Source organism: Nocardioides sp. BE266, from assembly GCF_031457855.1.
Classification (GTDB): domain Bacteria; phylum Actinomycetota; class Actinomycetes; order Propionibacteriales; family Nocardioidaceae; genus Nocardioides.
This window is the reverse complement of the sequence record NZ_JAURTI010000003.1, coordinates 36,811-58,943: the sequence shown is the minus strand read 5'-3', so window position 1 is coordinate 58,943 and position 22,133 is coordinate 36,811. Positions and strand designations below refer to the sequence as shown.

The following is a 22,133-nucleotide window of genomic DNA, read 5'->3' as shown; positions in this document are numbered from 1 at the left end:
ACCGAGGGAGCACGATGAGGATGCGCGTCGGGGCGCTCGTGATCGGTCTGGCCGCGGCCCTCGCCGCGTGCAGCTCATCGACCGGCTCGGCGGGGCCGGACGACTCGGGTGAACCCAGCCCTTCGACGGCGACCCCGACCGTCGAGACACCCGACGTCGACTTCACCGCCACCCTCACCCCGGGCGGCGACGAGCTGGTGATCGAGTGGTCCCTGCGCAACCGGTCCGCCGACGAGGTGCTCGTGACCAACCGCGTGCCCGACAGCTACGGACGGCTCTCCGACCGACCCGACACGGCGTACGTCGTGGCAGCGGCCGACGGCGGCACCGAGATCGCCAAGCGCGTCTTCCCGGTCTCGTCCGACGCGGGCGGCGACGGGCTCCCGTGGATCGGGGTGACGCCCCTGGCCCCCGGCGACACCCTCGAGGAGAAGCTGCGCGTCCCGCTGCCGATGGCGGCGTACGCACCGCCGACCGTCGACGCCGGCGACGTGCCGGCGTCGGGACGGGTCGTCTTCTGCGCCGGCGTCCTCGTCGGCCGGGACCCGAGCTGGGGCTTCCACGACGTCGACGGCGTCACGACGGTCAACCACGGTCGCTCGGCTGCCGGGCAGGCGACGTTCTGCTCGGACCCGGTCGAGGTCGGTTGATCCCTGCCGGGACGTCCGGCCCTGCTGGGACGAGTCGTTCGGACCTGCCGCCGCGCCGGGAGGGCGGCGGAGTCTTGAACCACCACGACCACGGAGGACACGGATGCCAAAATGCAGGAACGGCCCCGGCATGATGCCGAAGCCGCTCACCCTGCGCGCCTGTAGGGATTCGAACCCCAAACCTTCTGATCCGTAGCGGCGCGTAACCTTCTTCGGGCCAATGCGAGTTCCGCTTTCTCTGAGCGCGCCGGTCGTGCGTTTGTGCAGGTCAGAGGCCTAGTGGGTGTGACGGGAGGGTTGGCGTGTAGCCCTCGGCAGCCAGCCAACTGCGGGCCCGTCCTCGTTGCCGGTCGCTGGAGAACGCGTACCACCGCGTCATCAGGACGGGGCGTTCTGACAGCGTGTCCCTGAACCGGCGGAAGGCGCCGCGACCGGAGATCGCACGGGCCAGGAGATCAGCGAACTGCGGATCGTCCAGGTCGTCGATGAACCGTTCCATGTCCCGGTACGCGTAGTGCGAGCCTTCACAGTGCACCCACAGCCATCGTCCGGGGTCATCGTCCTCATCGTCCTCACCGAGCTCCTCGACGTACTCGATCGCGGACTGGGGCCACACCTCGCCGCCGTTCAGGTCGATTCGGCCACCAGCCTGGACAGGGTCGCCCTCCAGGATCATCGAGAGGTCCTCAAGGTCGACCGGCAACGGGCGCAGCATGGGAGACGGCCCGATGCCCATGATCGCGTCGAGGACCTCGGCCAGCTCGCCGTCTCCAGCCCAGCCCCGCTCCCGCAAGGCGGTGACGAGTGTGTGCGCGAGGTAGGCCGCCCGGTCGGCACCATCGCGGACCGCCGCAAGCAGGCCGTCCCCGATCAGCTGCAGCGAGTCAGCAGGCCACGGGTCGCGCTCAAGGGCAGTCACCAGTGCTGCATGGTCGCCGTGCACCACGATCGAACGGAGGTGAGTGAGGCCCTCGCGTTCGTCCACGATGGGTCACCCCTCCGCCAGCGCCTTGTCGCGGGACTGCATCAAGCGCCGGCGCCGAGCCGACACGAGCAGCCCTGGATCTCCGAGCTCGACAAGGCTGGTCGCATGACCGGTGGGCACTGCTGCAGCCCGCATCAGCGTGCCAGCGCGATCGGACACGGACCCGCTCAACCCGAAGTGCGCGAGCAGGTCCTTCGCAGTCATCTCGGCGGACCAGACGCCGGCGGTCCGGTTGCCCGTGGTGATCACCCAGGCCACGGCTGCGGCGCCCCGCGTCGATGAGCCCTTGCGGGCGAACACCCGGGGGTCGGTGCGAGCGGCCCGAGCCAGGAACCGCCTCATGGCGGTCCGGTGCTCGACGTCCAACAACGCAACCGCACAGCCATCGCACTGCTCGAGGATCGCCTCCACAGTGGGCCGAATGTCCGCAGGGATGCCCGACCAGTCGAACTCTTCGTCTGGCAACGCCGAGTCATCCAGCGACATCAGCGCGTCCAACCCGCCGACGTCACGCGCGAGATGCTCCAGCGTCCACTCGCTGTCGCTCAGACCCTGGAGCCGCTCGGACTCCAGGAGCGCCTCCGCCAGACCCGCCATCGCCTTCTGCCGGTTACTGTGGACCAGGTTCAGGTATTCCGGCTCGTACCGGTCGACTGCTGCCAGCGTCTCCTCGGTCAGGTCGGCCCGGATGGCACTGCGGTCGTGGCAGTAGCGGATGTAGGCCCGGAGCAGGCGCGGCAGCTTCGCGAGGTAGGTGGGCTCGGCGATGACCTTGCGGGGGAACCAGTCAGCCAGCAGCATCTCGACCGTCACCGGGCTCCACCGCCACGGATCCCCGGTCGCATAGCCCGTGCAGAACCACAGCACGCTCTCCAGCAGGTCCCGCTCGTCCACGCGGTCCAGCGCGGAGCCGTACGACGAAGTGAAGAACGCGTCGGCGATCGCTGCGCTCTCCTCCTCCGACCAGTCTCGCCGCTCGGGAGCCACCCCGCCGGCAGGGAGCCTCCGCAGCATCCACTCGACGAGGGGCCGGCACATCGGCCAGCTGTCCGACGCCAGCGGCGGATAGAGTGTCGCCCCGGAGCCGATCGCCGCCTCGATCACGGCGCGCGCTGTCGCCGGGTCTGTGCGCGTCAGCGACTGATCCGGGTCGTCGATGAGGGTGCCCAGCTTGATCGCCAGGTCCTCGAGCGGTTCGGGGACCACGAACGCGTCCTTCACCACCGTCCCCAGGTTGTGGTCGACGTACACCAGCGCCGAGAGCGCCTCGCCCGTCGGCAGTGTCACCCCGAACAGGTAGTCGTCGCCGTCTCCCAGCACATGGGTCATGAACCACACGTCTGGATCAAGACGAGCCTGATCGAGGGCGGTCAGCCACGCCGGCAGTGGGTGCCGGCGAGCCTCCAGTTCTCGACCGATCCGGACCGCCATGAGCTCGTCGGTCGCCAGCGCCCTGATCGCGGTGAGGGCGGCCGTCGTCTCGGCGTACGGCGTCCCGATGAACGACTCGACGAGGTCGGCGAGTCCTGGCCGCCGTTCGTCCTGCGCGAAGGGGTCGCGGTTGCGCGGATCGGTGACCTCCAGGAACCCGCTGACCACCGCGAGGAACTCCAGTGGCTCTCCGGTTCGCAAGGCCGAGCGCAGGGCCTGGATCAGCTGCTGCTCCTCCGGGCCAGCCGCAGCCTGCGTCGGCCGCGCGATCGGTCGACGTCGTTGCGGCTGATGCCCGCGACCGTGCTTCTTCTTGGGCATGGGTGCACCCTACGAGACCAAGCGGTTGCCCGGAGCGACGTGTCTGGCGGCGATGACGGAGGCGGTGCGTTGCGACCGAGGCTGGCGGTGCACCGCCAGCCATGATCCAGCCCGACTACAGTGGAACTTCTTTTAGAGGTCTAAGAGCTAGTATTGTAGATATCGGGAGACTCCCGTCCGAACCTCAACACGAGGATGGTGGCTATGGCACGCGTACGTACGTACTCACCGCAGGCTCGAGATGCCGTGGCGCTCCTCGGCCTCGAGATCGCCCGCGCGCGCCGAGCACGGCGTTGGACTGTCGCCGAGCTGGCCGAGCGTGCGGGTGTCTCCCACATGACGGTGCGAGCCGCCGAGAAGGGCGCACTGACAGTAGCGATCGGCACCGTCTTCGAGATCGCGGCGATCCTGGGCATCGACCTGTTCGCCCCACCCGGCGAGATCGGCGACCTGCTGAACCGCAGCCGCGACCGGCTTGCGCTGCTACCGAGCCGGGTACGCGAGGCGGTGGCAGACGTTGATGACGACTTCTGAGAGCTCTGGTGCGAGCACTCGCCCGAGGGCCGCATCGCGTCCTACCCATGCCTTCGTCTGGGTGTGGCTGCCCGGAGCAACTGACCCCGTGGTCGCCGGGCGCCTCGACGAACAGGGCGACATCACGACGTTCACCTACGGCCGCTCGTACCTGGCAAATCCGGACGCGATCGCCCTCTACCTACCGGAGCTGCCGCTTCGCCGGGGGGTGATCCGCCCGGACGCAGGCCTGAGCGTTGCTGGATGCATCAACGACGGCGGCCCCGACTCGTGGGGACAGCGCATCATCTTGGCTCGGCACTTCGGGCACCTCGATCGCAACAGCGACACCGCAGAACTCAGCCTGTTGACCTATTTGTTGGAGTCCGGGTCGGATCGCATCGGCGCTCTCGACTTCCAGGCAAGTGCGAGCACCTACACGCCTCGCGTCGGCTACGCGACGTTGGCGCAGATGCAGGCCGCAGCCGACACTCTGCAGGCCGGCGAGGAACTCCCCGACGAGCTGGCCGAAGCGCTGTTGCGAGGAACCTCGATCGGCGGCGCGCGGCCCAAAGTCCTGCTCGACAGCGATGGGCGCAAACTCATCGCCAAGCTGTCCTCTGCCACCGACACGTACCCGGTCGTCAAGGCCGAAGGGGTCGCCATGGTGTTGGCCCGCAGGTGTGGTCTGGTTGTCGCGCCAACCCAGATCACTTCGGTGATGAGTCGCGACGTTCTCTTGGTCGAGCGCTTCGACCGAACCGGCGTCGATGGCGAGCGTCGCCTCATCGTGTCCGCCCTGACGATGCTCGGTCTCGACGAGATGATGGGCCGCTACGCGACGTACTACGACCTGGCAGACCTGATCCGCAAACGGTTCGATCAGCCAGGCGCGACGTTGCGCGAGCTCTTCAGTCGCATCGTGTTCAACATCCTCGTGGGGAACACAGACGACCACGCACGTAACCACGCAGCATTCTGGGACGGAAGCACCCTGACCCTGACTCCGGCGTACGACATCTGCCCGCAGCCGCGCGGCGGCAGAGAGGCGAACCAGGCGATGGCCATCGGCCGGGAGGGACAGCGAGAGAGTCGATTGGCAGTGTGCCGAGACGCGTGCGAAACGTATCTCCTCACCCGTCAGGACGCGGATGAGCTCATTGAGGGCCAGATCGAGGTGATCCGCACGCAATGGGACCAGGCCGCTGACGAAGCGCAACTGTCCGCACAGGACAGGCAGAGGCTGCTGGGGCGACAAATCCTCAACGAGTACGCATTCGACTAGGACCGGATCATCCAGTCCCTCGACTGATGGGCCAAGACGGGTCCAGTACAAGCGAAAAGCCGCAGGTCAGCGAACTGACCTGCGGCTCCGTGTCTTGCGCGCCTGTAGGGATTCGAACCCCAAACCTTCTGATCCGTAGTCAGATGCTGGCCACGCTGAGTTGAGCGGTCTGAGCGTGAAACGCGGCCACGAGCATGCTCCCTGTTGGTCACTGTTGGTCACTGTTGGCGCATCGGTGTGTCCGCAGTGTGTCCGCAGGGGCAACCGCTTATGCCCGCTCGGGCTCACCGTGGAACGTCGAGCCGGCGGGTCCCCACCAAGCGCCGAATCTGAACTCCAGCTCCTCAGTTCGCTCCGAGCCGTCCTCGGCGATCGCCGTCACGAGGACTCGCGCCGCGACCTGGTCTCCGGTGGCCGTAGTGATTCGCTTCCCGTTAAGCAATGGAACGGGTGCGTACGTCAAGGGGTCGGTGCTGGACTGCGTCAACGGTTCATCCTCGAGGGTCGAGCTGTCGGTGTGTTCCGGAAGCGTAGATCAGCGGCCACGTGGACTTTCGGGCGTCGCTCCCTTTTGCGGTTGGTCACGGCAGGTGCGCCGTGGCCGCCGGCTCGTGCGACACACGATCAGTTCTCAGCCAACATGCGGAGCGAGCACGACAACGGACGTAGCTCGACGCTGCAATTTCAAACTGACCTGAGCCCTGTCGAGAGTGACCACGTGCAGTTCGCCCCACTTGGCCACCGCGGACAGATCGCCGTCGTTGCTGGCGACGAGGAAGCGTTGGATGCCAACCCGGCTCATCCCACGGGCGCGTGCGAGGAGTTGGTGGTCGGCACCTGACCTGCTGCGACCGCCGGACAGCGTCTCGAAACCGTGCTCGGTTAGTCGTGGCGCCAGCAGGCGGGCTGTGCTTCGGCGAGCGGCGGCCACCTTCGGAGACGACTGTTCGACGAGCTGCGCGAGGACTGTGGCGAATGCAGAGGTGTGCCGCCAACCCGGAGTGACGTTGTCGAGGTCCCACAGCAGCGCGGTCTCCGGCAGACGTCCATCCCCGCCAACCATTGACACCATCTATAAAAGGTACAGTTAAACCATGAACGCGGCTAGATGCACCTGCTGGCTACTACCTACGCCGATGGGCCCTACGGCCCTGGCTGACCTCGAGATGCACCGGCGAGTTCGCGTCACCCTCGTCGACGGGATCACGGCGGAGGGAGCAATAGGGCTGATCTTTCACAGACGAGGCGATGGCCCGCCGGAACCGGTGCTCGAGGTCGAGGATGACGACTTCGTCCTGACCTCACCGCCCGCCGGAGTGAGGTCTGTCGAGGTTCTGAGCTCGACGATCACGACGCGCGAACTGGCCGGACTCGCCGCGCAATGGATCGAACAGCCGTCCTCCATTCCGCTGGGGGACGAGGTGTACTGGGACGTCCCTCTCGGAAGCCATGAGTTGCTTGAGGTCACGATCAAGAGGTCGAGGGTGACCTGCGCACCCGGGAGGGACCGGTGATTGAGAACACCGGCGGTGAGTCCGGAACGCGCAGGATCAGGCTCGAGGCGGGTTGGACATACCGCATCCACATGGCCGACGGGAGGGTCTGCTCCTTCGACCTGACCAGTCCACGTCAGACGTGGATCCTCCTGCCGCGAACGGCGCGAGGCTTGCCTACGGATGCCAGCCGACAGGACTGGATGCTCGTGATTGATGAGACCGTCGAGCTGCAACGTGGCCGCCCGGTCACTGTGCAAATCTTCGAGGACTCTGGATCGAGCTGGACATGGGTCGGCTCGACGCCCAACCGAGTCCTTCGGGCCAGCGAGACTGACCTTCCCGTCTCGATCTCGTGGCGGTAAGCGCGCTCGAAGCCGTAGGCAGGAGCGCCAATCTTTCGCTCAACGAGCGGGCGGAAAACGTCTGAGTCGACCTGTCCGGATGGTCGGGCACTCTGCCGATACCCAAACCAACCCACGGGTTGGCGGGTCGGCACCGTGCCGACTCGAACGTCCCTCGAAGGAGAACATCATGTGCAAGACCGCAACAACGAAGGTGCCTGGCCCACGGATCGACGAGTTCTCTCGCCTGCAGTTGGCCATCGACGCACTGCTCGACTTCAGCCCCGAAGACTGGGCGGATGGACCCACTGGCCCCGATGACGAGTACCTCGCGTACGCGCGCAAGTGGCGCGCGTACGTCGCGTCGGGGCACACGATCATGCGCAGCGGACAGCGCAACGCAGTTGCCGACTTCGTCGACCCGACGCTCGACTTCGACGACTGCATCTCAGGGCTCGCAACCATCCTCGACGACCTGAGGGCCATGTCGCCCGACGACTTCCGCCTGCACCGCGATGGGATCCTGCGTGTGAACCGGGATGTACGCCGCGAGAACGCAGCGCGCCACGCCGCAGGCGCGGGAGGCGATGGGGTCCTCCTGACGAACTATGACGCCAAGTTCGCTCTGCGGTTTCAAGAGGTATGGGGAGCGATCCAGCAGATCAGGGACTCCAGCCCGGAGTTTCCCGGACGCTACTCGCCGGGCGACGTCGTCGTTGGAGACCTCGACTTCGGGCACTACTGGGCTGACCTCTGGGACTCGGCAATGATCCACATCGCCGGTGGCGACGCAGGCCACGCTCTGTCAAGGCAGATCATGCGGGCGCCCTACGCGGCCGAGCCGTGCATGACCGGCCTTGAGAAAGTTCTGGCCGACTTGAAGGCCATGGGTCCGTGGGAGCGATCCGCGGTGTTCGCTTCGATGTACCAGGGATACAACTAGACGCCGCACCCACGCGAGCCCGAACCGCCCATCAGTGGATTGCGCTGATGGGCGGTCGGCATTTCCGTCAAGAATCATCTCTGTGACTGTGCGCCGAGCTGCAGAAGTGCCGATAACCATCGCAGACCCCTCCGGATGGGGTTCGCTCCACGGTGTTGTTCTCCCGACCATCGCCGTTACAACCAAGGTCGGCCGGTGTTTCACAAGGAAGCCAGGTCCTGCAACCGGGCGGGACCCCTCAGCACGTGTCTGATCAAACGCGACTGAGGTGAGCGCTGTAGTCGGCCACGCAATTCGTGGCCGACCGCTGAACGCTGCCCGGGGGCCCTGGGTGCTTCCGGGTCTTTGGGAAGGGGGCCCACAGGTATGCCCCGAAGGGCCCATGCCTTTTGCGGACGGTTCCACGACCGATCGTCGACAACGGGTGGCGTCGGCTCGTCCTTGACGAGGAGGCCACGTTGGCGGCGATCAATCGCTCTACAACTTGTCGCGCTCGCGGTACCAGCGCACGAGATCAACGCCCAGCCTGCTCCATAAGCCCCAGCTGACGTCGGTCCACCGGCCCAGCATCTCGCCGGACTCCGCGACGTCCCATCCGTCGTTGCACACGTACGGAAGTAGGCCGGCACCGTCTACCTCCCATGCCGCTAGTAGCGGTCCGCGGCGGCGGTTGCTGCGGTACAGGATGGCGTAGTAGGGGTCGGCCGCAACCTTGCTGCCGACGCGCGGGAAATGTGAGGCTCCAGTAAAGTCGCTCCAAGCGCGGGACAGGGCAAATTCGAAGTCCAGCTTGCCTGCCGGAAGCCAGTCCACCTCGGCGGCCAAGACGCCGAGCGCCAAGCCCTGCGCTACGTACGATTCTTGCAACGCGTTCGACAGTCTTGTCACACCACGGACTGTACGTATCTCGTCCGACATCACCGGGGGTCTCGATGCGGCCGGCAGCCCTTGCTGGGCGGCGCGAGATCATGGGCCTCGTTCGGCCACCCCATCGTTCGTCGCTCAGAGGTGGTTGGTATAGATGGTGAGTGCACTGACGGGGCTTTCATACCGAGCGCCTGAACCTCGCTCCACCAGCTCGTAGATCGGCGGCGTCGTTTCCCGTCCGGAACACGCCGATATCGCTCGCATGAACACCAATCCTTCAAACGCGGCAAGCATCAAGGTCCCCGACGAGCCGCTCATCGACGTGAACGAATTGTCGAACTGGCTGGCGATCTCGCCCAACACGCTCCGCAAGTGGATCCACAAGGGCCCCGAGGCGGGACTGATGCCTCGCATGCTGCGCATCAATGGGCAGTTGCGTTTTCGACCTGCAGACGTTCGGGCGTGGCTCGACAAGAAGGCGGTCTAGCGCGACCGCCTCGGCCGAGGCGGACCCCGCGTCGGGGTCAGGGGTGACGTCCACTAGGCGTTCAGACGTCTGAGACGACCTGTCCGGATGGCCATGCACTGTGCCGATACCGAACCTACAACCCGCACGGGGTTGTGACGACCAAGCACAGGAGAACCGAAGTGAACCTCACGTGGGGCGTGTACAGCATCCAGGGGAAGGCGGCGAATGGGTCGCACGTCGGAGCGAACGACCGCGCTGCGACGCGATGGTTCGTTCGTTGGCGAGTGAACGGCAACTCGCACAAGAGGACGTTCGACCGGAAGGGCTACGCCAAGACCTTCCACGAGTCCCTCATCAGCGCGAAGGCCCGGGGTCTGGAAGCGGACAATCGCGGCATTCCCCTAGCGGAGGGCGCTGACCCTCGTGCGGCTGAGGTCCGCCGCGTTGCTGAGACTAGGTCGCGTTCGTTCGAGTCGTACTGCACGGACGTGTGGTGGCCGAACACAGGCGATCACATGGAGGAGAAGAACCGGGCTGGGCATCGCAAGAACATGAAGGACGCCATCGCGTGGCTTCGCTATCGAGACGGCGACCCGCGGGTCGGCGCGAAGCCCGACACGGAACTGGGCGCGTCGATCAGGCTTGACGACCTCGACTCAGACGACATCAAGTACGCCCTCAGGCGACGACGCAACCACAACGACCGTACGACGGCGGTGAACGACCGGCAGATCGCTGCAGCCGTCGAGAAGCACCATGACATTGCTCTGGATCTTGCTCCCATCGCAGCGAGTGACCGCACTGTCCAGGCATTCTGGGTGACCCTCAAGATGATCATCCGCTCGGCGGCTGCGAGCCGACAGGTTGACCGAGCGTGCCTGGAGGGTGGGGCCGCGATGGCACCCCGCCCCAAGCGCCAACCAGTGTCACAACGTCTTGTCCCGTCCATCCAGGAGGTATTCGACCTCGCCGACGCCATCTCGGAACTGGGGCCTCGCATGGCAGACGGCCGGCGCGCGGGCGAACGGCTTAGGGCTCTCGTTCTTGTGGGCGGCACTCTGGGTGGGCGACCGGGCGAGCTCGCTGCTCACCACCCTGAGTGGATCGATGTGGAGGACGATCTCACTCATGTGATCTTCCGAGGGTCCGAGACGCCGTTCTACGACCGCGAAGCCGGCGTCGCCGGACGAAAGATCCGCCCACTCAAGCACCGTCAGGTTGGTGAGTTTCGTGCGGTGCCGGCACTTGCCGACGTGGCGGAAGTCCTGACGACGCACATCGAACGTGGCTACTGCTTGGCGGACCGTACCTTCACGAGTCCTACGGGCACCGCCCCGCTGACGTGGGGGAACATCACGAGCATTTACTGGCGCCCCGCATGCGAGAGAGTCTTCGGCGGGTCGGGGAAGGCAGAGCTGGCGGCGATGCCCCCCAAGACCCTCCGCAAGGCGGCTATCACCTTCTGGCTCGACTCGGGCATCAGCCTCAGTCAGGCAGCCGAATGGGCCGGACATTCCGAGGACGTCGCCCAGCGCTATTACGCCGGTCGGGTCTCGCCTGGTTTTGCCCGCGAAGCCGCGCTCTTGGCTCAAGGCGCCGCCAATCAGCGACGGGAGCGTGATCGCTGACCGTCAATGTCTCGACGCAACGCGCGCGTCAAATTCGCACCTCGTTGTCGTCTGTCGTCACGGCAAGCCCACGACGTGCCGATAGCAGCAATGCCAAGCAGTTTCCGCCCCAAACCGAAGGACAAGTCAAATGCCCACAACATCTGCCCCCGTCATCGATAGCCCGGCCGCCCTGGCGTCCGAGTGGATCATCCTCATGAGTGGATGCGAAGACCTCATGTCGTACGAAGAGTGGAGTGACAGGAAGGACTCCGCGGTTGACTACGCGGACGCGATGGGGGAAGGAGAGCGCACCGAGTTCTGGTACTCCCTGGCGGGCCAAGCCTGCACTGAACCGCTGCTGGCTCCCACTCCCGGCCTTCGCATGTCCGCTGAAGTCATCGCCCAAGAGATGCGCCGTCTGGAACACATCGTTCACGATCTGGACGACGGTAGGTCCGAGCATGCGCCGTGGAACTGGATCCGCTTCACCGACCCGCTCTTCTACGGGTTCACCATCGGTGAGAACAGCCGATACGCGCACGAGCGGACCAACCTCGCGTACGGCCGAGGGACGCTTTCCTACCAGCCAGGTGAGTACGACGACGTAAAGATGGCTGACCTCTATCCGAGGGAGCCGCGAGACCGCGCGTGAAGGCGACGAAGACACTGCCGACGGGGAGGGCTCGGCGGCAGAACTCGGCCCTGCTGGACCCGGTTACGCGTCCGAGCCCTCTCCATCCGCGGACAGTTCATCCTCGACATTGCTTGACTGCGACGGTTGCTCAGTACGCGCCAGAGCTGCGTCGGTCAGCTCTTCGTCGGAGGCCGCCGGCCCGTGACAGTCTCCGCGCGCCGGAGGTGACTCGTCGTTCATAGCGCGGTCCGCGCCGCTGCCTGCTGCCGCCTCGGCCGACTCCGCCTCCAGCCCTCCATCGGAGCGCTCGTGACTCGGAGTGCGACGCGCTTTCGGGTCCGGGAGGTCGATGAGCACCCGTTCAACAACCTGGTGCCGTCATCGCCCTCTACCAACTCGGCAACTTCATCCCGTTCGTCTCGGGTCAGTGTCTCTCGGGTCGCTAGACGGTAGAGCGCCGCAACCGCACTAGGTGAGTAGCCCGCGTCGTGGCGGCCGCGATCAGCCCACAAGGTGGCGAGTGCGTGCAGCACGCCGCGCGACATGCCTAGCGCCTTCAAAGCAGCGCGTTCCTCGGTCGTTGAGTTGGGCCATCCGTAGTCGATTGCAGGTTCCCACTCGGTCAGGACGATCTCATCGCCCTTCGCGGACACCCAGCCGTCGTGAGCGTGAAGACAATTGGATGGACTCGGCACCTTGCTTGTCGTGACGTTCTCGTCAGGCATGGCATGACCAAAGAACCAACGAACGGCCCTCCATATCGTGGAGAGGCGTTCCCCGCATCCGGGGATTGGTCATAACGGCAAACCTTTCCTTGGAAGGCCACGTCTCAGGACAGCGAAGCCCAGCCCCGCATGTGCGACGGGGTGTCGGAGCCGACTCGTAGGTTGGTCGACATGAACTGGTTGGAATTTCTCGCAACCACGTTCGTAGCTACCCTCCTCGCCGTGGTGCAGACGTGGTCCGCGCGTGGGCGGCGACCGGGTCGGCTACGACGGGAGGCTGTCGAGGCTGCACAGCTCGCGGTTGCGCTCGAAGTTCTTGAGGCTCCGGCTGCGCTCCGCGACCAGGCCCGCGCGGAGTCGATGTCAGCGTCCCGTCGAGCTCTGTCGACTGCGAAGCCGAGCTGGGTGCCAGCCGTCATTGGGTTCCTAGTCATCCTGTACTTGTCCTGGGCGGCCGTAGAGCTGCTGCCAGACGCAACTGAACGGTTGTGGAGCGGAAAAATGTTCGGGGTCGGTCTAGCGATCGCCGTGATCGCGTGGTGCGTCGAGTTGGCGTGCCGGCGTGTCGGCGGGTGGTTCGTCCGCGTGCCCGACAACGCATCCGGACTCGGTTCGCTGTAACCCGCTTTAATTGCGTCGGCTCACATCAGAAGAGGCACAGCGTGTCAGCGACGTCGCCAGTCGGCGCTGGGGCCGTACGGGCGACCCGCGCGAGACGGGCTTCGATCAATGGACGGTATCTGGGGTCGCGTTCGATCGCGATCGCGCGGAACCCATCGAGAGCACACGCCTCGATCGTGGTGCCGGAGCCGGCGAATGGGTCGAGGACCAGCCCGCCTGGGGGAGTCACGCGCGTCACGAGGCGTCGCAGTAGATCGAGCGGCTTCACAGTCGGGTGGGCAACCCCGTCGATGACGACCCGCTCGGTCTTGTTGGGCTTCGAGACCCAGAAGAAGTCGGAAGGGTCCTGGCTGACTCGGTCGGCCATCTGACGGGCTTGGTCTGCGTCGAGGGCGACATTGGTTGGCCACTTTGCGCTTTGGCGTGCGGCTGGGTTGTCTACGGCGGGATGAGCGTTGAGATTGATGGGGCCGACACCCCAGGTGCGGAGGTTGTTAGCCATGGTTCCGTCAAGAGGACGTCGGGCAAGCACGATCGGCTCAAAAGCAGGTTTGAGGGTCGTTCCCCATCCAGCCCAGATCTTGGCCGCCGCTTGGTCGGCCGGCGTGGGTTCCTTGCCTAGAAGGGCACGCTCGATGTTCTGCGACTTCGGCATCCCACTTGAGTACAACCACGCCATGCTGTCGCGGATCTCGAAGCCCGAGTCCTCCGCGGCACAGGTTAAGCGATGCCACGTGCGGGTGCCGCCGAACGCGACGAGATGACCCCCTGGCTTCAGGATCCGCCAGCACTCGTTGAGCCAGAGGGAGCACCACTCCTGGAATTGCTGCGGATCGTTGTCGGCGTAGCCGCGAGAGTGGGTCGCGGTTGCGTGCCAGTTCTGGGACTGTTGGCCGAGCATCGGCGCGTCGGAGTACTTGTTGATGAGGTCTTCTTGCGTGCAGTCGCGGCAGGCGTGATCGTCGCTGCAGTCCGTAGTTGGGCAGTCCTCGCGTCTGGCTGCTGGGCGCGCGGAGATGCTGCGGGGCAGGCGCCTAATCGCGTAGGGCGGGTCAGTCACCACGGAGTCGACCGACTGGTCGGGTAGTCCTCGTAGCACGGTGAGCGAGTCGCCGATCCAGGTGGCGATCGGGTTCAGGGCGGTGGGCAAGGGGTAGGCCATGCATAGGTCATCGGTATGTCCGGACCGATGCCGTACCGGCAGACTTCTTGCGCCGTTGAACGCGCGCGGGAGGGGTGGGTGCTTAACACGTAACACCTTGTATAGAAGGTATAGTGTCGCACGTGGATGGCGAAGCGATGTCTATTGAGAGGGCAGCACACGCAGCTGGCTGCTCAAAGGACACCATTAAGCGGCGGCTTGGCGCTGGGATGTTCCCTGGAGCCCATCGGGCACCCGGGCCCGGGCCAGGCGGGCCATGGAGGATTCCAGTCGCAGACCTCGAAGTGCTTGGAATGTTGAACGCAGCAACGGAACTGCCGACTGACATGGAGGACTTGCGAGTGCAGCTCGCCGAGGCACGTGGCGAGTTGCGCGCGCTGCGATCTCACAACGCTGATCTCCGAAGACTGATGCTGAGGTGCACGTGCACAGGCGCCTAGTTCGATCTCACCAACGCCCTGCTCACGTCGCGATAGTCATCCATGTCTAGCCATCGCGACAAGAACACGTACCCGACGTACAAGGCCGCGCTCGGAGCGCTGCTCAAAGCATCGAAGCGTCGGGGAACCGCGCTGCGCCTTTACCTGTGTAGGGAGTGCAACGGTTATCACCTGACAGTGAGCGACGCGGCTAAACCTGCTGGGCCCTCCGTCTGGGATGTCATCGATGACCGCAACGATGTCGGCGTTCGGCGCCGCAGCGATGGAGGCTGCCCGGCATTCGGTCGCGAACTGCTGGAGGGGCTCAAACCAGACGGCTCCCGCGAGCGGTGTCAGCCCTCACCATGTGCGCGGCGAGGGCTGACGGCGACTACCTTCTGACGCCTCAGAGAGCTGCGGGTCGATGCTTACGGACGAGGCGCGCGAGTTGGCGCTCTACTTCATGCGCGACCCCGGCGACGAAGTCGTGCAAGTCGTCGACGTTGTCGGCGTCTTCGACTGCTCGGAGCAACTGGTCCGCCTCTTCCGGGCGGGATGCGACGAACTCTCCGTGTCCGAGGGCGGCAAGTGTGAAGCCTGGGGCGAGGCACTGTACGTATGCGCGGCCTCGCCTGAAGTATGGAGCCGGTCCGGGGAACCGAGTGGGCTCCTGCGCGACCGCCCGATCCTCGAAGGTTGGCGTGACTTGTTGTACACCGACGCCCGTAGTGACTTCCTCGTCAGCGATCAGGCCATCGAGAGCGAGAGCCTTCTCCCAGGCATCCATCGAGTTCACAGTTCTTCTCGCGAGCGCGTATTCACCGGATAGACGGCGGATGGCGTCGTCGTTGCCGCTCTGTGTCGCCTCCGCAAGGCCACGCCTGAGGTTGATGTAGTCCTCGACGGTGTCGTACGGGCTGCCGTCCTGAATGAGCGGCTGCTCCGGCCACGGGAGTTCTCCCGATCGCCACAACTCGCCGAACGTCCTGCCCCGGAGCCGCCTACCGTCGTCAGGGTCAGTGAGCCCGATGGGCGGTTCATCGGCCGACATGTCCTCCGGATCGGCTGCATTGCAGGAGGTGCGAAGGTTGCTGATGTCCGACATGTTTTGCTCCTTGGTCGAGTCGGCGGTCAGTACCTGTATCGGCATGTTCAAGACGTCACATACGCCTCTGCGAACGAGCTGCGTGCACGAGCGAGAACCATCGCGTCGCGTGCGTGCTTCAGGCTCACCCCGCGCGAGTGCTGCAGGTAGTCAAGGGTGTGCCCAAGCCCGGCGATGCAGCCTTCGAAGGAGACGTGGGGCTTAACACCCGGGTCTAGCCAAGGCATCGCATCGCGCACGTCGAGATACCAGCGCCCAGCCTCGAGGTGCTGCCACCAGAAGTCACCGAACGCCCGAACGCCGGCAGTTCTTGGATTGCGGCTGTGGATCCAGTTCGAACTAAGTCGCGGTTCCTCCGGTAGCCGAGCGACGCGCACGACAGCGTCCGCGAGTTCCTCGAACCGCTGTACTCGTCGGGCAAGCGGGGGAGTGCGGAGAACCGCGTTGCCAATCGGTGATGGCACGTCTATACCTCCTTTGAAGTGATCGGCCACGCCTCGCCGACGAGACGCCTGGCTGTCTGAAGTCAGTACGGTCCCGCCGGCGAGGGCGCGATGGGACTACCTAGGCGGCCGCAGCCGCCGCACGGGCCAGGCCGACGCAGTACTGCGACCACTCCACGGCGTTCGCCAGGATGCTTCGCACGTCCTTGTCGCTCAGCGAGTCGATCGCGTCCCGGAACTCGTCGAGTTCGTAAGCGAGCGCCTCTGCCATGTCGACGTTGCCCTCCGCGAAGTGACCCATCGCTCGGGACTGCGTAATGAGGAACAGGCGACCGAAATCGCTGACGTCAGAGGCGGGGCTAAGGGCGTCCTGAATGTTCAAGATGGGCATTGCGTCTCTCCTTGCGGCAGTCCTGCGCGGGCCCGGTTGGCTCGCGCGTTCTGAGGAGAGAGTGAGGGCCGGCCTGGACATGACCCGCCGAGTACAGCTGATCCGCTGCCCGTCAAGAAATACGCCTGACTCAGCGATAACGGCATTGAGGCGTGATCTGAGCCTCTAGCATGTTCCTGGCGGCGCGCCCGTCACAATTTCCCTCCCTCCCATCAGTTCCGCACCGTCGCGTAGACAGGAGACGACGTGCTGGCGCCCGGCACGAAATACGATGACGAACGCCACCGCCCTGAATCGGCGCCCCAGCCACTGACCCCTCGGTCGCAAGACGTGGCCACCGCATCGCTGAAGAGGCGTCATGCCACCGACGGCACGCCCTACTGCTGTTGCTGCAACACCGCCCTCGAACCCATCTCGGCGCCTGGACGCCCATCACCCACATGCGACGACTGTCGGACCACCCGACGACGCCTCATGCGAGCCAATTACGAAGCAACACGAACCCGACAACGCCGGCGCCATCAGACCGCAGCACCCCGCGAGACGTCAGATGCGAACGTGGTCCCCCGTAAGTCAGGGGCCAGCCAAGCAGCCACCCTTCCGCCCCTCCTCGACCACCCGATGCCAGCGAACGTCTCAACGGCACTACATCGCCTGCGCGACTTGATGGAACGTCCACCGCGACACATCGCCGCAGCCAGCCCCACGACATGGGAAGGCCGAGTCCGTCATGCGGCACTCGTAATCACCACGTGGCACGCAAGCACCATCTAAAGACGGCGCGGCATGAGTCAGCGTTAGACGGGCACTACGCCCACTAAGACGCGCCAGCGCGACTTCCCGTTCGGCCGTTGTCCGCTCAGGTGGCCTAACAGGACAACTATCGAACCCCGACCCCGCGCTCCACCGGATGCTCGCGAGCGGCGTGCCGCGGGCGCGGGTCGACATGACGGCATCCGAAGGCCAGTCCGCGGTGCGTCAGAAGCAGGTCCGCCTGTCAGAGGAGCAGCAGGCCGAGCTCGTGGCGCGTCACGAGGCATGTGCCTTCAAGGAGAAGCTCGCCCGCATCTACGGCATCCACGTTGAGACGGTGCAGGCGATCATCAGGCCCCGGATGCAAGCCCACTGTTGCGCTTGGCCAAGGCGACCCTCCCGGGCGAGTTCCTACTCCTCGGCGCGCTGAGCATCCGCCTCAGCGGCCTCAAGCGGAAGGCTTGCCGTGAGGAGTCGACCCAGACCTTCGAGGATCGCGGGGTTGCTAGAGAGAATCTCTCCGACACGCTCGGACCGTTCCTGAGGCGAGAGCTCAGCCAGACTCTGCTGCCATGCCAGGGTCGCGGCGTCCCCGTCTTCGATCTGCGCACTGGCGATGGCTTGCCAGAGCATCTGCTGGGCATCCTCGCGCGCAAGCCAGGTCATGAAGAGTTCCTGGAACTGCCCGCTGGTCACGGTGATCGTCGGTTGGCCGGGTACAGCGGCCACTTCCTGCGACGTCGCCTTCTGCTCCTCTACCGATTCGGACGGGTTGGCTCGCAGCGTCTTTTCGGACTTGCGGTCCTGGCGCATCTGCTTCAGCTCCTTGCGCTTGGCCTTCACCGCGGGGACCACACGAGTCCTGAACCAGTGGGCGACGACGGGCTTCAGGGCCTCGTACAGGTCCTCGGCAATCCTGCCCAAGAAGTCAGCCGTCGCCTGTTGGGACGGGGTGAGCTCGCGCTGCGAAGACTCCACGTCGGGGACGTAGATGACTTCCGGCTCCTGATCCAGATCCACGTCGGCGGCGTCCTTCAGGCGGATCTCGACGTGTTCCGGGCCCTTGTCGGACGACTTGGGCGTGAAGCCACGGCTCCAGCCCTCAGTCTTTCGAGAGTCGGCCAGTCGCTCGCCCTTAGGAATGCGAACGACAGCGTCGACCTCGTCGTACTCGTCGTACTCGTCGTCCGCCATGTGTCCCCCGATGATGCTCTGGTTAGTCCCCTGCACCCGAACGGCAAGGATGCCTCTCTAGTTAGAGACTCGCGGTAACCGTAGCTGCGGTGTCCGACAAGAGGGGCAGGTTTGAGCAGCACCAGGTCGGTCAGCGACGTCAGAACAGCGGGTCCTTGCCCTGGGCGGCTCGGATCTCGTTGCACGTCGCCCGTACCGAGCCCGAGACCTCGGAGTTGAGCATGAGGTAGGCATCGCCACTGGCGCCCAGCGTTCCCGAGCCCTTCTCGCGGTAGTGATCACCACAGAGGTACGCGCCGCCGCGCCGCTCGCCGACGGTTATCACGGCGTCGTAGCGGGCCGGCAGGTCGCAAAAGTTGCACTCGGGAAGTTCACTCAGCACTCCTAGGGTGCCAAGACGCGGATTGACCAGGAGGTCTTCCTCGTCAGCGAGCTCGTTGGCATGCGCGAGCTCATGCAGGACGTGTTCGTCCGGCGGAGGCACGAGGTTGCCACTCTGGTTGGTCGCCGGCCAGGCCATGGCATGCAGGTTCACGTGGTCGACGGCCTGCGTGAAGACGGCCTCCAGTAGGTCGTCGCCGCTCAGGCCGGGTGGAACCGCAATCTGTTCGTTGGGGAGCCGCAGCAGCGGATCGGGGAGTTTGGGAGGCACAAGGCCAGTAGGCCAGCCGTACCGACTCGGTGTCTATGAAGTGGAACTATCGGCGCAACCCAGCGCTGTGTCGGTGGCGCCCGTTCAGTTGCCCGACGCCCGCCGGAAGTTAGCAGCGCGCTGGGCGATGATGCGCGCACCCGTGGCATTCATACGCCAGCGGGCCAGTTCGGGGCTGACGCCGAAGCGCAGGGCGACCTCATCGTCGGTTGCCTTTTGCCGCGCGAGCCGCTTTGCAGCCTCGAAGGGGATCAGCAGCTCGCCCGAGATCTCGGCGGCCTCGTCCTCCTGAACCTTGTCAGCCGTCCGGCAGCCGCGCTCGTTCACCAGGCTGGTGCCGAACTTGTGCTCCCCGACGACGTGGGCCATCTCGTGGCCCATCGTCGAGCGTCGCCTGGCCAGTGGGTGAGCGTCGTTCTCTACGATGACCGCGCCGGTGCGGTGTGGCAGTAGCGCACCAGAGAAGACCTGCGGACGGACGTTGTGGAAGTGCTCGCGGATGGAGCGGTCGAGCGGCAACGCTCCGAGCGCCACGACTGGCACCCCGTAGAGCTCGGCAAGCTGCCACGGATCGAGCGCGTCCATGGGCTCGAGTCCAAGTTCAGCGCGCACCTCACCGGCCAGCCTCTTGCAGGCCGCCTTGTTGATGGTGCGCTTGCCGGTCACGTCATCTCCTGCCGCGTGGCATGCATGTGTTTAACGGTCGCCCGAATGACCTCTTCAAGGTAGGCGACGTCCTTGTCCTCCAGGTCCTGACGCGCCCTTAGCAGCGGCGCCAGTTGGGTTACGAGATCGGGCTCCGCCTGACTCCCCGATGTGGCGTCCGCGTCGATCATGAATGTCTCGGCCGGCATCTTCAGCCAGCGCACCAGCGTGGCGAAGCCGTCAGCATCCGGCCGCTGCTCATTGCCGAGGCGCGAGAGCAACGACGGGCTGGTGCCGATCTCCTTAGCCATTTGTCGCCACGACCATCCCCGCGCGGTCCGCTCAGCATCGAGCGCGGCGTAGAGCCCCGCGGTGTCGATCTTCGTCTTGGCCATCCAGACCTCTCACTAGAAGTGTCGGTGGTGCCTGCCAGTGTTGCACTGTCGACGCACTGCTTGTAAGTCGACGCGCACTGTTTTAGACTCAGAGCAGTGTTTCAGATTCGACACACCTAGCGCCCCGGCTCGGCCGGGAGATCGGAGGAACAGCATGACTGCGGTAGAAGCAGACAAGTCCAAGCCCAAGCTGGTGACGATCGTCGTCAACGGTCGTCAGAAGCAGGTCCCGAAGGAGGAGCTCTCCTTCGACGAGGTCGTCGCATTGGCGTTCGACCCGGTCCCTACGGGCGACAACGTCGACATCACCATCACCTACCGGCGCGGCCAGGGCAACAAGCCTGAGGGACAGCTCAAGCCTGGCGAGTCGGTCAAGGTCAAGGACGGCATGATCTTCGATGTCACAGCGACGGATCGCTCGTAGCCCCGACCTGCTCCGGCTGCACGAGGACGGATACCACCTCGAGCTCCGGGGCGACGTGCTGCTGGTCCATGACGTGCCCTACGCCACCGCTGGAAAGCAGGTAGCGCGGGGCACGCTCGTGACCGACCTCGAGCTCGCCGGCGACGTCACCGCGCAGCCGAGCAACCACGTGGCGTACTTCATCGGCGAGGCGCCGTCCACCAAGGACGGCGTCTTGCTGACGTCCGCCGTGATCGGGAGCAATCCGATCGACGTCGGACCCGTGCGCGTCGACCACACGATGTCGAAAAAGCCCCAGTCGGACGGCCAGCGCTACCGCGACTACCACCATAAAGTCGAGACCTACATCGCGCTGATTTCGGTGCACGCCCAGCAGATCGACCCCGAAGCCACGGCGCGCACGTACCCCGTCATCGCACCGGACCCGGAGGACGACGAGGACTCACCCTTCGAGTACCTCGACACCTCGACGACCCGTAACGGGCTCAGCGACGTGACCAACAAGCTTCGCACTGGTCCCGTGGCCATCCTCGGCCTTGGCGGTACCGGTGGATACGTGCTCGATCTGATTGCCAAGACCCCCGTGGAAGCCATACACCTGTGGGACGGCGACCGCTACGTTCAGCACAACGCCTTCCGTTCGCCTGGCGCGCCGACGTCCGAGACTCTGGCCACCGTCCCACAGAAGGTCGCCTACTTCGCCGGGATCTACAGCAACATGCGCAAGCGCATCGTCCCTCACGACGCCTACCTCACCGAGGACAACGTCGACGAGCTCCAGGGGATGTCGTTCGCCTTCGTCGCCGTCGACGATGGGCCAAGCCGTCGACTGATCATCGCCAAGCTCGAAGAGTTCGGAGTCCCCTATGTGGACGTTGGCCTCGGGATTGAGGAAGTCGATGGCTCCCTGCTGGGGCAGGTGCGGACCACCTTGAGCACGCCCGACAAGCGCGACCACGTTCACGACAACCATCGCATCCCGTTCGGACGCGTCGATGGCGTCAATGATGACTACAAGCGCAACATCCAGATCGCGCCGCTCAACATGCTCAATGCCTCCCTGGCGGTAACGAAGTGGCTCAAGCACCTCGGCTACCTCACCGATCTGGACCGCGAGCACCACAGCGTCTACGTCACCAGCGGCAACGTCATCATCAATGAGGACCAGGTATGAGGCGACTCCACGAGCTGCGCCACGAGTTTGTCGAGTTCATCCCGGACAAGCTGGAGCCGGGCGTCCTCTACATCTCGATCCCGTATGCCACGACGACACATCTGTGCGCCTGCGGCTGCGGCAACGAGGTCGTCAATCCGTTGGCGCCCCACGGCTGGCAACTGACGTTCGACGGACGGTCGGTCTCGCTCAGCCCTTCAGTCGGCAACTGGAGCTTCCCTTGCGAGTCGCACTATTGGATCCGACGTGACCGAGTCGACTGGGCTGGCGCCATGCAACGCGACCAGATTGATGCCGGACGCGAGAGGCGACGTCGCGAGATCGATCGCCATCAGAGCGGTACCAACAGCGAGCTCGCCAGCCCCGACACGCGCAGCTGGCGGCAGCGACTCCGCACACTGCTTCGACTCGAGTAGGGCGTCGCACGATCGCTAGGCAGCAGAGGCACGCCGTCAATCTGCGACGGCGACAAGGACGCCGACGAC

Annotated in this window: 22 protein-coding genes; 11 read left to right on the top strand and 11 right to left on the bottom strand. The window is 65.2% G+C overall.

Annotated elements, in window-relative coordinates:
* The first annotated feature begins 14 nt into the window (after nt 1–14).
* A complete protein-coding gene (locus tag J2X46_RS08840) occupies nt 15–650 on the top strand; it encodes a hypothetical protein (RefSeq protein ID WP_310249309.1) in 636 nt (211 codons plus the stop codon).
* Nucleotides 651–918: 268 nt separating this feature from the next.
* Here the strand turns inward: J2X46_RS08840 and J2X46_RS08835 are convergent, their stop codons facing one another.
* A complete protein-coding gene (locus tag J2X46_RS08835; protein WP_310249307.1) occupies nt 919–1,635 on the bottom strand; it encodes a UPF0158 family protein in 717 nt (238 codons plus the stop codon).
* Between the two features lie 6 nt (nt 1,636–1,641).
* Nucleotides 1,642–3,387, bottom strand: a complete 1,746-nt coding sequence (locus tag J2X46_RS08830) for a hypothetical protein (RefSeq protein WP_310249304.1) — start codon at nt 3,385–3,387, stop codon at nt 1,642–1,644.
* A gap of 246 nt (nt 3,388–3,633) precedes the next feature.
* On the opposite strand from J2X46_RS08830, the gene J2X46_RS08825 reads away from it, so the two are divergent.
* Nucleotides 3,634–3,921 carry a helix-turn-helix domain-containing protein gene (locus tag J2X46_RS08825; protein ID WP_310249301.1) on the top strand — a complete coding sequence of 96 codons (288 nt, stop codon included), beginning with the start codon at nt 3,634–3,636 and terminating at the stop codon, nt 3,919–3,921.
* An 88-nt stretch (nt 3,922–4,009) separates the two neighbouring features.
* A complete protein-coding gene (locus J2X46_RS08820; protein ID WP_310249299.1) occupies nt 4,010–5,185 on the top strand; it encodes a type II toxin-antitoxin system HipA family toxin in 1,176 nt (391 codons plus the stop codon).
* 631 nt (nt 5,186–5,816) lie between these two features.
* Here the strand turns inward: J2X46_RS08820 and J2X46_RS08815 are convergent.
* Complete coding sequence (locus J2X46_RS08815) at nt 5,817–6,257, bottom strand: hypothetical protein (RefSeq protein ID WP_310249297.1); 441 nt, start codon at nt 6,255–6,257, stop codon at nt 5,817–5,819.
* 22 nt (nt 6,258–6,279) lie between these two features.
* Between J2X46_RS08815 and J2X46_RS08810 the strand changes: the two genes are divergently transcribed.
* Together J2X46_RS08810 and J2X46_RS08805 are read left to right on the top strand one after the other, a co-directional pair.
* On the top strand, nt 6,280–6,699 hold the full coding sequence (locus J2X46_RS08810) for a hypothetical protein (protein ID WP_310249296.1): 420 nt from the start codon (nt 6,280–6,282) through the stop codon (nt 6,697–6,699).
* Between the two features lie 513 nt (nt 6,700–7,212).
* Entirely contained in the window at nt 7,213–7,965 is a 753-nt protein-coding gene (locus J2X46_RS08805; RefSeq protein WP_310249293.1) for a hypothetical protein, read from the top strand.
* Nucleotides 7,966–8,442: 477 nt separating this feature from the next.
* Here the strand turns inward: J2X46_RS08805 and J2X46_RS08800 are convergent, their stop codons facing one another.
* Complete coding sequence (locus tag J2X46_RS08800; protein ID WP_310249290.1) at nt 8,443–8,853, bottom strand: hypothetical protein; 411 nt, start codon at nt 8,851–8,853, stop codon at nt 8,443–8,445.
* Between the two features lie 241 nt (nt 8,854–9,094).
* Here J2X46_RS08800 and J2X46_RS08795 point away from each other — a divergent pair, with 241 nt between their 5' ends.
* The 3 genes from J2X46_RS08795 to J2X46_RS08785 all read left to right on the top strand — a co-directional run bounded on the left by J2X46_RS08795 (nt 9,095) and on the right by J2X46_RS08785 (nt 11,563).
* Nucleotides 9,095–9,319, top strand: a complete 225-nt coding sequence (locus J2X46_RS08795) for a helix-turn-helix domain-containing protein (protein ID WP_310249287.1) — start codon at nt 9,095–9,097, stop codon at nt 9,317–9,319.
* Between the two features lie 497 nt (nt 9,320–9,816).
* Nucleotides 9,817–10,929 (top strand): hypothetical protein, encoded by a 1,113-nt coding sequence (locus tag J2X46_RS08790; protein WP_310249285.1) that lies wholly within the window; start codon nt 9,817–9,819, stop codon nt 10,927–10,929.
* Nucleotides 10,930–11,059: 130 nt separating this feature from the next.
* Nucleotides 11,060–11,563: a hypothetical protein gene (locus tag J2X46_RS08785; protein WP_310249283.1), complete on the top strand. Its 504-nt coding sequence runs from the start codon at nt 11,060–11,062 to the stop codon at nt 11,561–11,563.
* A gap of 1,353 nt (nt 11,564–12,916) precedes the next feature.
* Here J2X46_RS08785 and J2X46_RS08780 read toward each other — a convergent pair.
* From J2X46_RS08780 to J2X46_RS08750, 7 genes are all read right to left on the bottom strand, one after another.
* Nucleotides 12,917–14,053 (bottom strand): site-specific DNA-methyltransferase, encoded by a 1,137-nt coding sequence (locus tag J2X46_RS08780; protein ID WP_310249281.1) that lies wholly within the window; start codon nt 14,051–14,053, stop codon nt 12,917–12,919.
* An 825-nt stretch (nt 14,054–14,878) separates the two neighbouring features.
* On the bottom strand, nt 14,879–15,577 hold the full coding sequence (locus J2X46_RS08775) for a hypothetical protein (RefSeq protein ID WP_310249279.1): 699 nt from the start codon (nt 15,575–15,577) through the stop codon (nt 14,879–14,881).
* A gap of 564 nt (nt 15,578–16,141) precedes the next feature.
* Nucleotides 16,142–16,411 carry a hypothetical protein gene (locus J2X46_RS08770; RefSeq protein WP_310249276.1) on the bottom strand — a complete coding sequence of 90 codons (270 nt, stop codon included), beginning with the start codon at nt 16,409–16,411 and terminating at the stop codon, nt 16,142–16,144.
* Nucleotides 16,412–17,575: 1,164 nt separating this feature from the next.
* Complete coding sequence (locus tag J2X46_RS08765) at nt 17,576–18,358, bottom strand: hypothetical protein (protein WP_310249274.1); 783 nt, start codon at nt 18,356–18,358, stop codon at nt 17,576–17,578.
* Nucleotides 18,359–18,497: 139 nt separating this feature from the next.
* Nucleotides 18,498–19,010 (bottom strand): hypothetical protein, encoded by a 513-nt coding sequence (locus J2X46_RS08760; protein ID WP_310249272.1) that lies wholly within the window; start codon nt 19,008–19,010, stop codon nt 18,498–18,500.
* 84 nt (nt 19,011–19,094) lie between these two features.
* Complete coding sequence (locus J2X46_RS08755; RefSeq protein WP_310249269.1) at nt 19,095–19,676, bottom strand: ImmA/IrrE family metallo-endopeptidase; 582 nt, start codon at nt 19,674–19,676, stop codon at nt 19,095–19,097.
* The gene (locus J2X46_RS08750) at nt 19,673–20,050 is read right to left on the bottom strand and encodes a helix-turn-helix transcriptional regulator (protein WP_310249267.1); all 378 of its coding nucleotides are present in this window, start codon (nt 20,048–20,050) and stop codon (nt 19,673–19,675) included. The genes J2X46_RS08755 and J2X46_RS08750 overlap by 4 nt, the downstream gene beginning before the upstream one ends.
* A gap of 154 nt (nt 20,051–20,204) precedes the next feature.
* On the opposite strand from J2X46_RS08750, the gene J2X46_RS08745 reads away from it, so the two are divergent.
* Genes J2X46_RS08745 through J2X46_RS08735 form a run of 3 tightly spaced genes read left to right on the top strand, consistent with a single transcriptional unit; the run spans nt 20,205 to nt 22,064 of the window.
* Complete coding sequence (locus J2X46_RS08745; protein ID WP_310249264.1) at nt 20,205–20,474, top strand: multiubiquitin domain-containing protein; 270 nt, start codon at nt 20,205–20,207, stop codon at nt 20,472–20,474.
* A complete protein-coding gene (locus J2X46_RS08740) occupies nt 20,449–21,648 on the top strand; it encodes a ThiF family adenylyltransferase (protein ID WP_310249262.1) in 1,200 nt (399 codons plus the stop codon). Before J2X46_RS08745 ends, J2X46_RS08740 begins: the two co-directional genes overlap by 26 nt.
* Complete coding sequence (locus tag J2X46_RS08735) at nt 21,645–22,064, top strand: DUF6527 family protein (protein WP_310249259.1); 420 nt, start codon at nt 21,645–21,647, stop codon at nt 22,062–22,064. The genes J2X46_RS08740 and J2X46_RS08735 overlap by 4 nt, the downstream gene beginning before the upstream one ends.
* Nucleotides 22,065–22,133: the final 69 nt, after the last annotated feature.

Bases quoted from the DNA above. Each gene is read 5' to 3' on its own strand.
- J2X46_RS08840 (WP_310249309.1), top strand. From the start codon at position 15: ATGAGGATGCGCGTCGGGGCGCTCGTGATCGGTCTGGCCGCGGCCCTC.
- J2X46_RS08745 (WP_310249264.1), top strand. From the start codon at position 20,205: ATGACTGCGGTAGAAGCAGACAAGTCCAAGCCCAAGCTGGTGACGATC.
- J2X46_RS08790 (WP_310249285.1), top strand. From the start codon at position 9,817: ATGGAGGAGAAGAACCGGGCTGGGCATCGCAAGAACATGAAGGACGCC.
- J2X46_RS08780 (WP_310249281.1), bottom strand. From the start codon at position 14,053: ATGGCCTACCCCTTGCCCACCGCCCTGAACCCGATCGCCACCTGGATC.
- J2X46_RS08785 (WP_310249283.1), top strand. From the start codon at position 11,060: ATGCCCACAACATCTGCCCCCGTCATCGATAGCCCGGCCGCCCTGGCG.
- J2X46_RS08770 (WP_310249276.1), bottom strand. From the start codon at position 16,411: ATGCCCATCTTGAACATTCAGGACGCCCTTAGCCCCGCCTCTGACGTC.
- J2X46_RS08830 (WP_310249304.1), bottom strand. From the start codon at position 3,387: ATGCCCAAGAAGAAGCACGGTCGCGGGCATCAGCCGCAACGACGTCGA.
- J2X46_RS08740 (WP_310249262.1), top strand. From the start codon at position 20,449: ATGTCACAGCGACGGATCGCTCGTAGCCCCGACCTGCTCCGGCTGCAC.
- J2X46_RS08795 (WP_310249287.1), top strand. From the start codon at position 9,095: ATGAACACCAATCCTTCAAACGCGGCAAGCATCAAGGTCCCCGACGAG.
- J2X46_RS08810 (WP_310249296.1), top strand. From the start codon at position 6,280: ATGAACGCGGCTAGATGCACCTGCTGGCTACTACCTACGCCGATGGGC.
- J2X46_RS08750 (WP_310249267.1), bottom strand. From the start codon at position 20,050: ATGGCCAAGACGAAGATCGACACCGCGGGGCTCTACGCCGCGCTCGAT.
- J2X46_RS08815 (WP_310249297.1), bottom strand. From the start codon at position 6,257: ATGGTGTCAATGGTTGGCGGGGATGGACGTCTGCCGGAGACCGCGCTG.
- J2X46_RS08765 (WP_310249274.1), bottom strand. From the start codon at position 18,358: ATGGCGGACGACGAGTACGACGAGTACGACGAGGTCGACGCTGTCGTT.
- J2X46_RS08805 (WP_310249293.1), top strand. From the start codon at position 7,213: ATGTGCAAGACCGCAACAACGAAGGTGCCTGGCCCACGGATCGACGAG.
- J2X46_RS08775 (WP_310249279.1), bottom strand. From the start codon at position 15,577: ATGTCGGACATCAGCAACCTTCGCACCTCCTGCAATGCAGCCGATCCG.
- J2X46_RS08735 (WP_310249259.1), top strand. From the start codon at position 21,645: ATGAGGCGACTCCACGAGCTGCGCCACGAGTTTGTCGAGTTCATCCCG.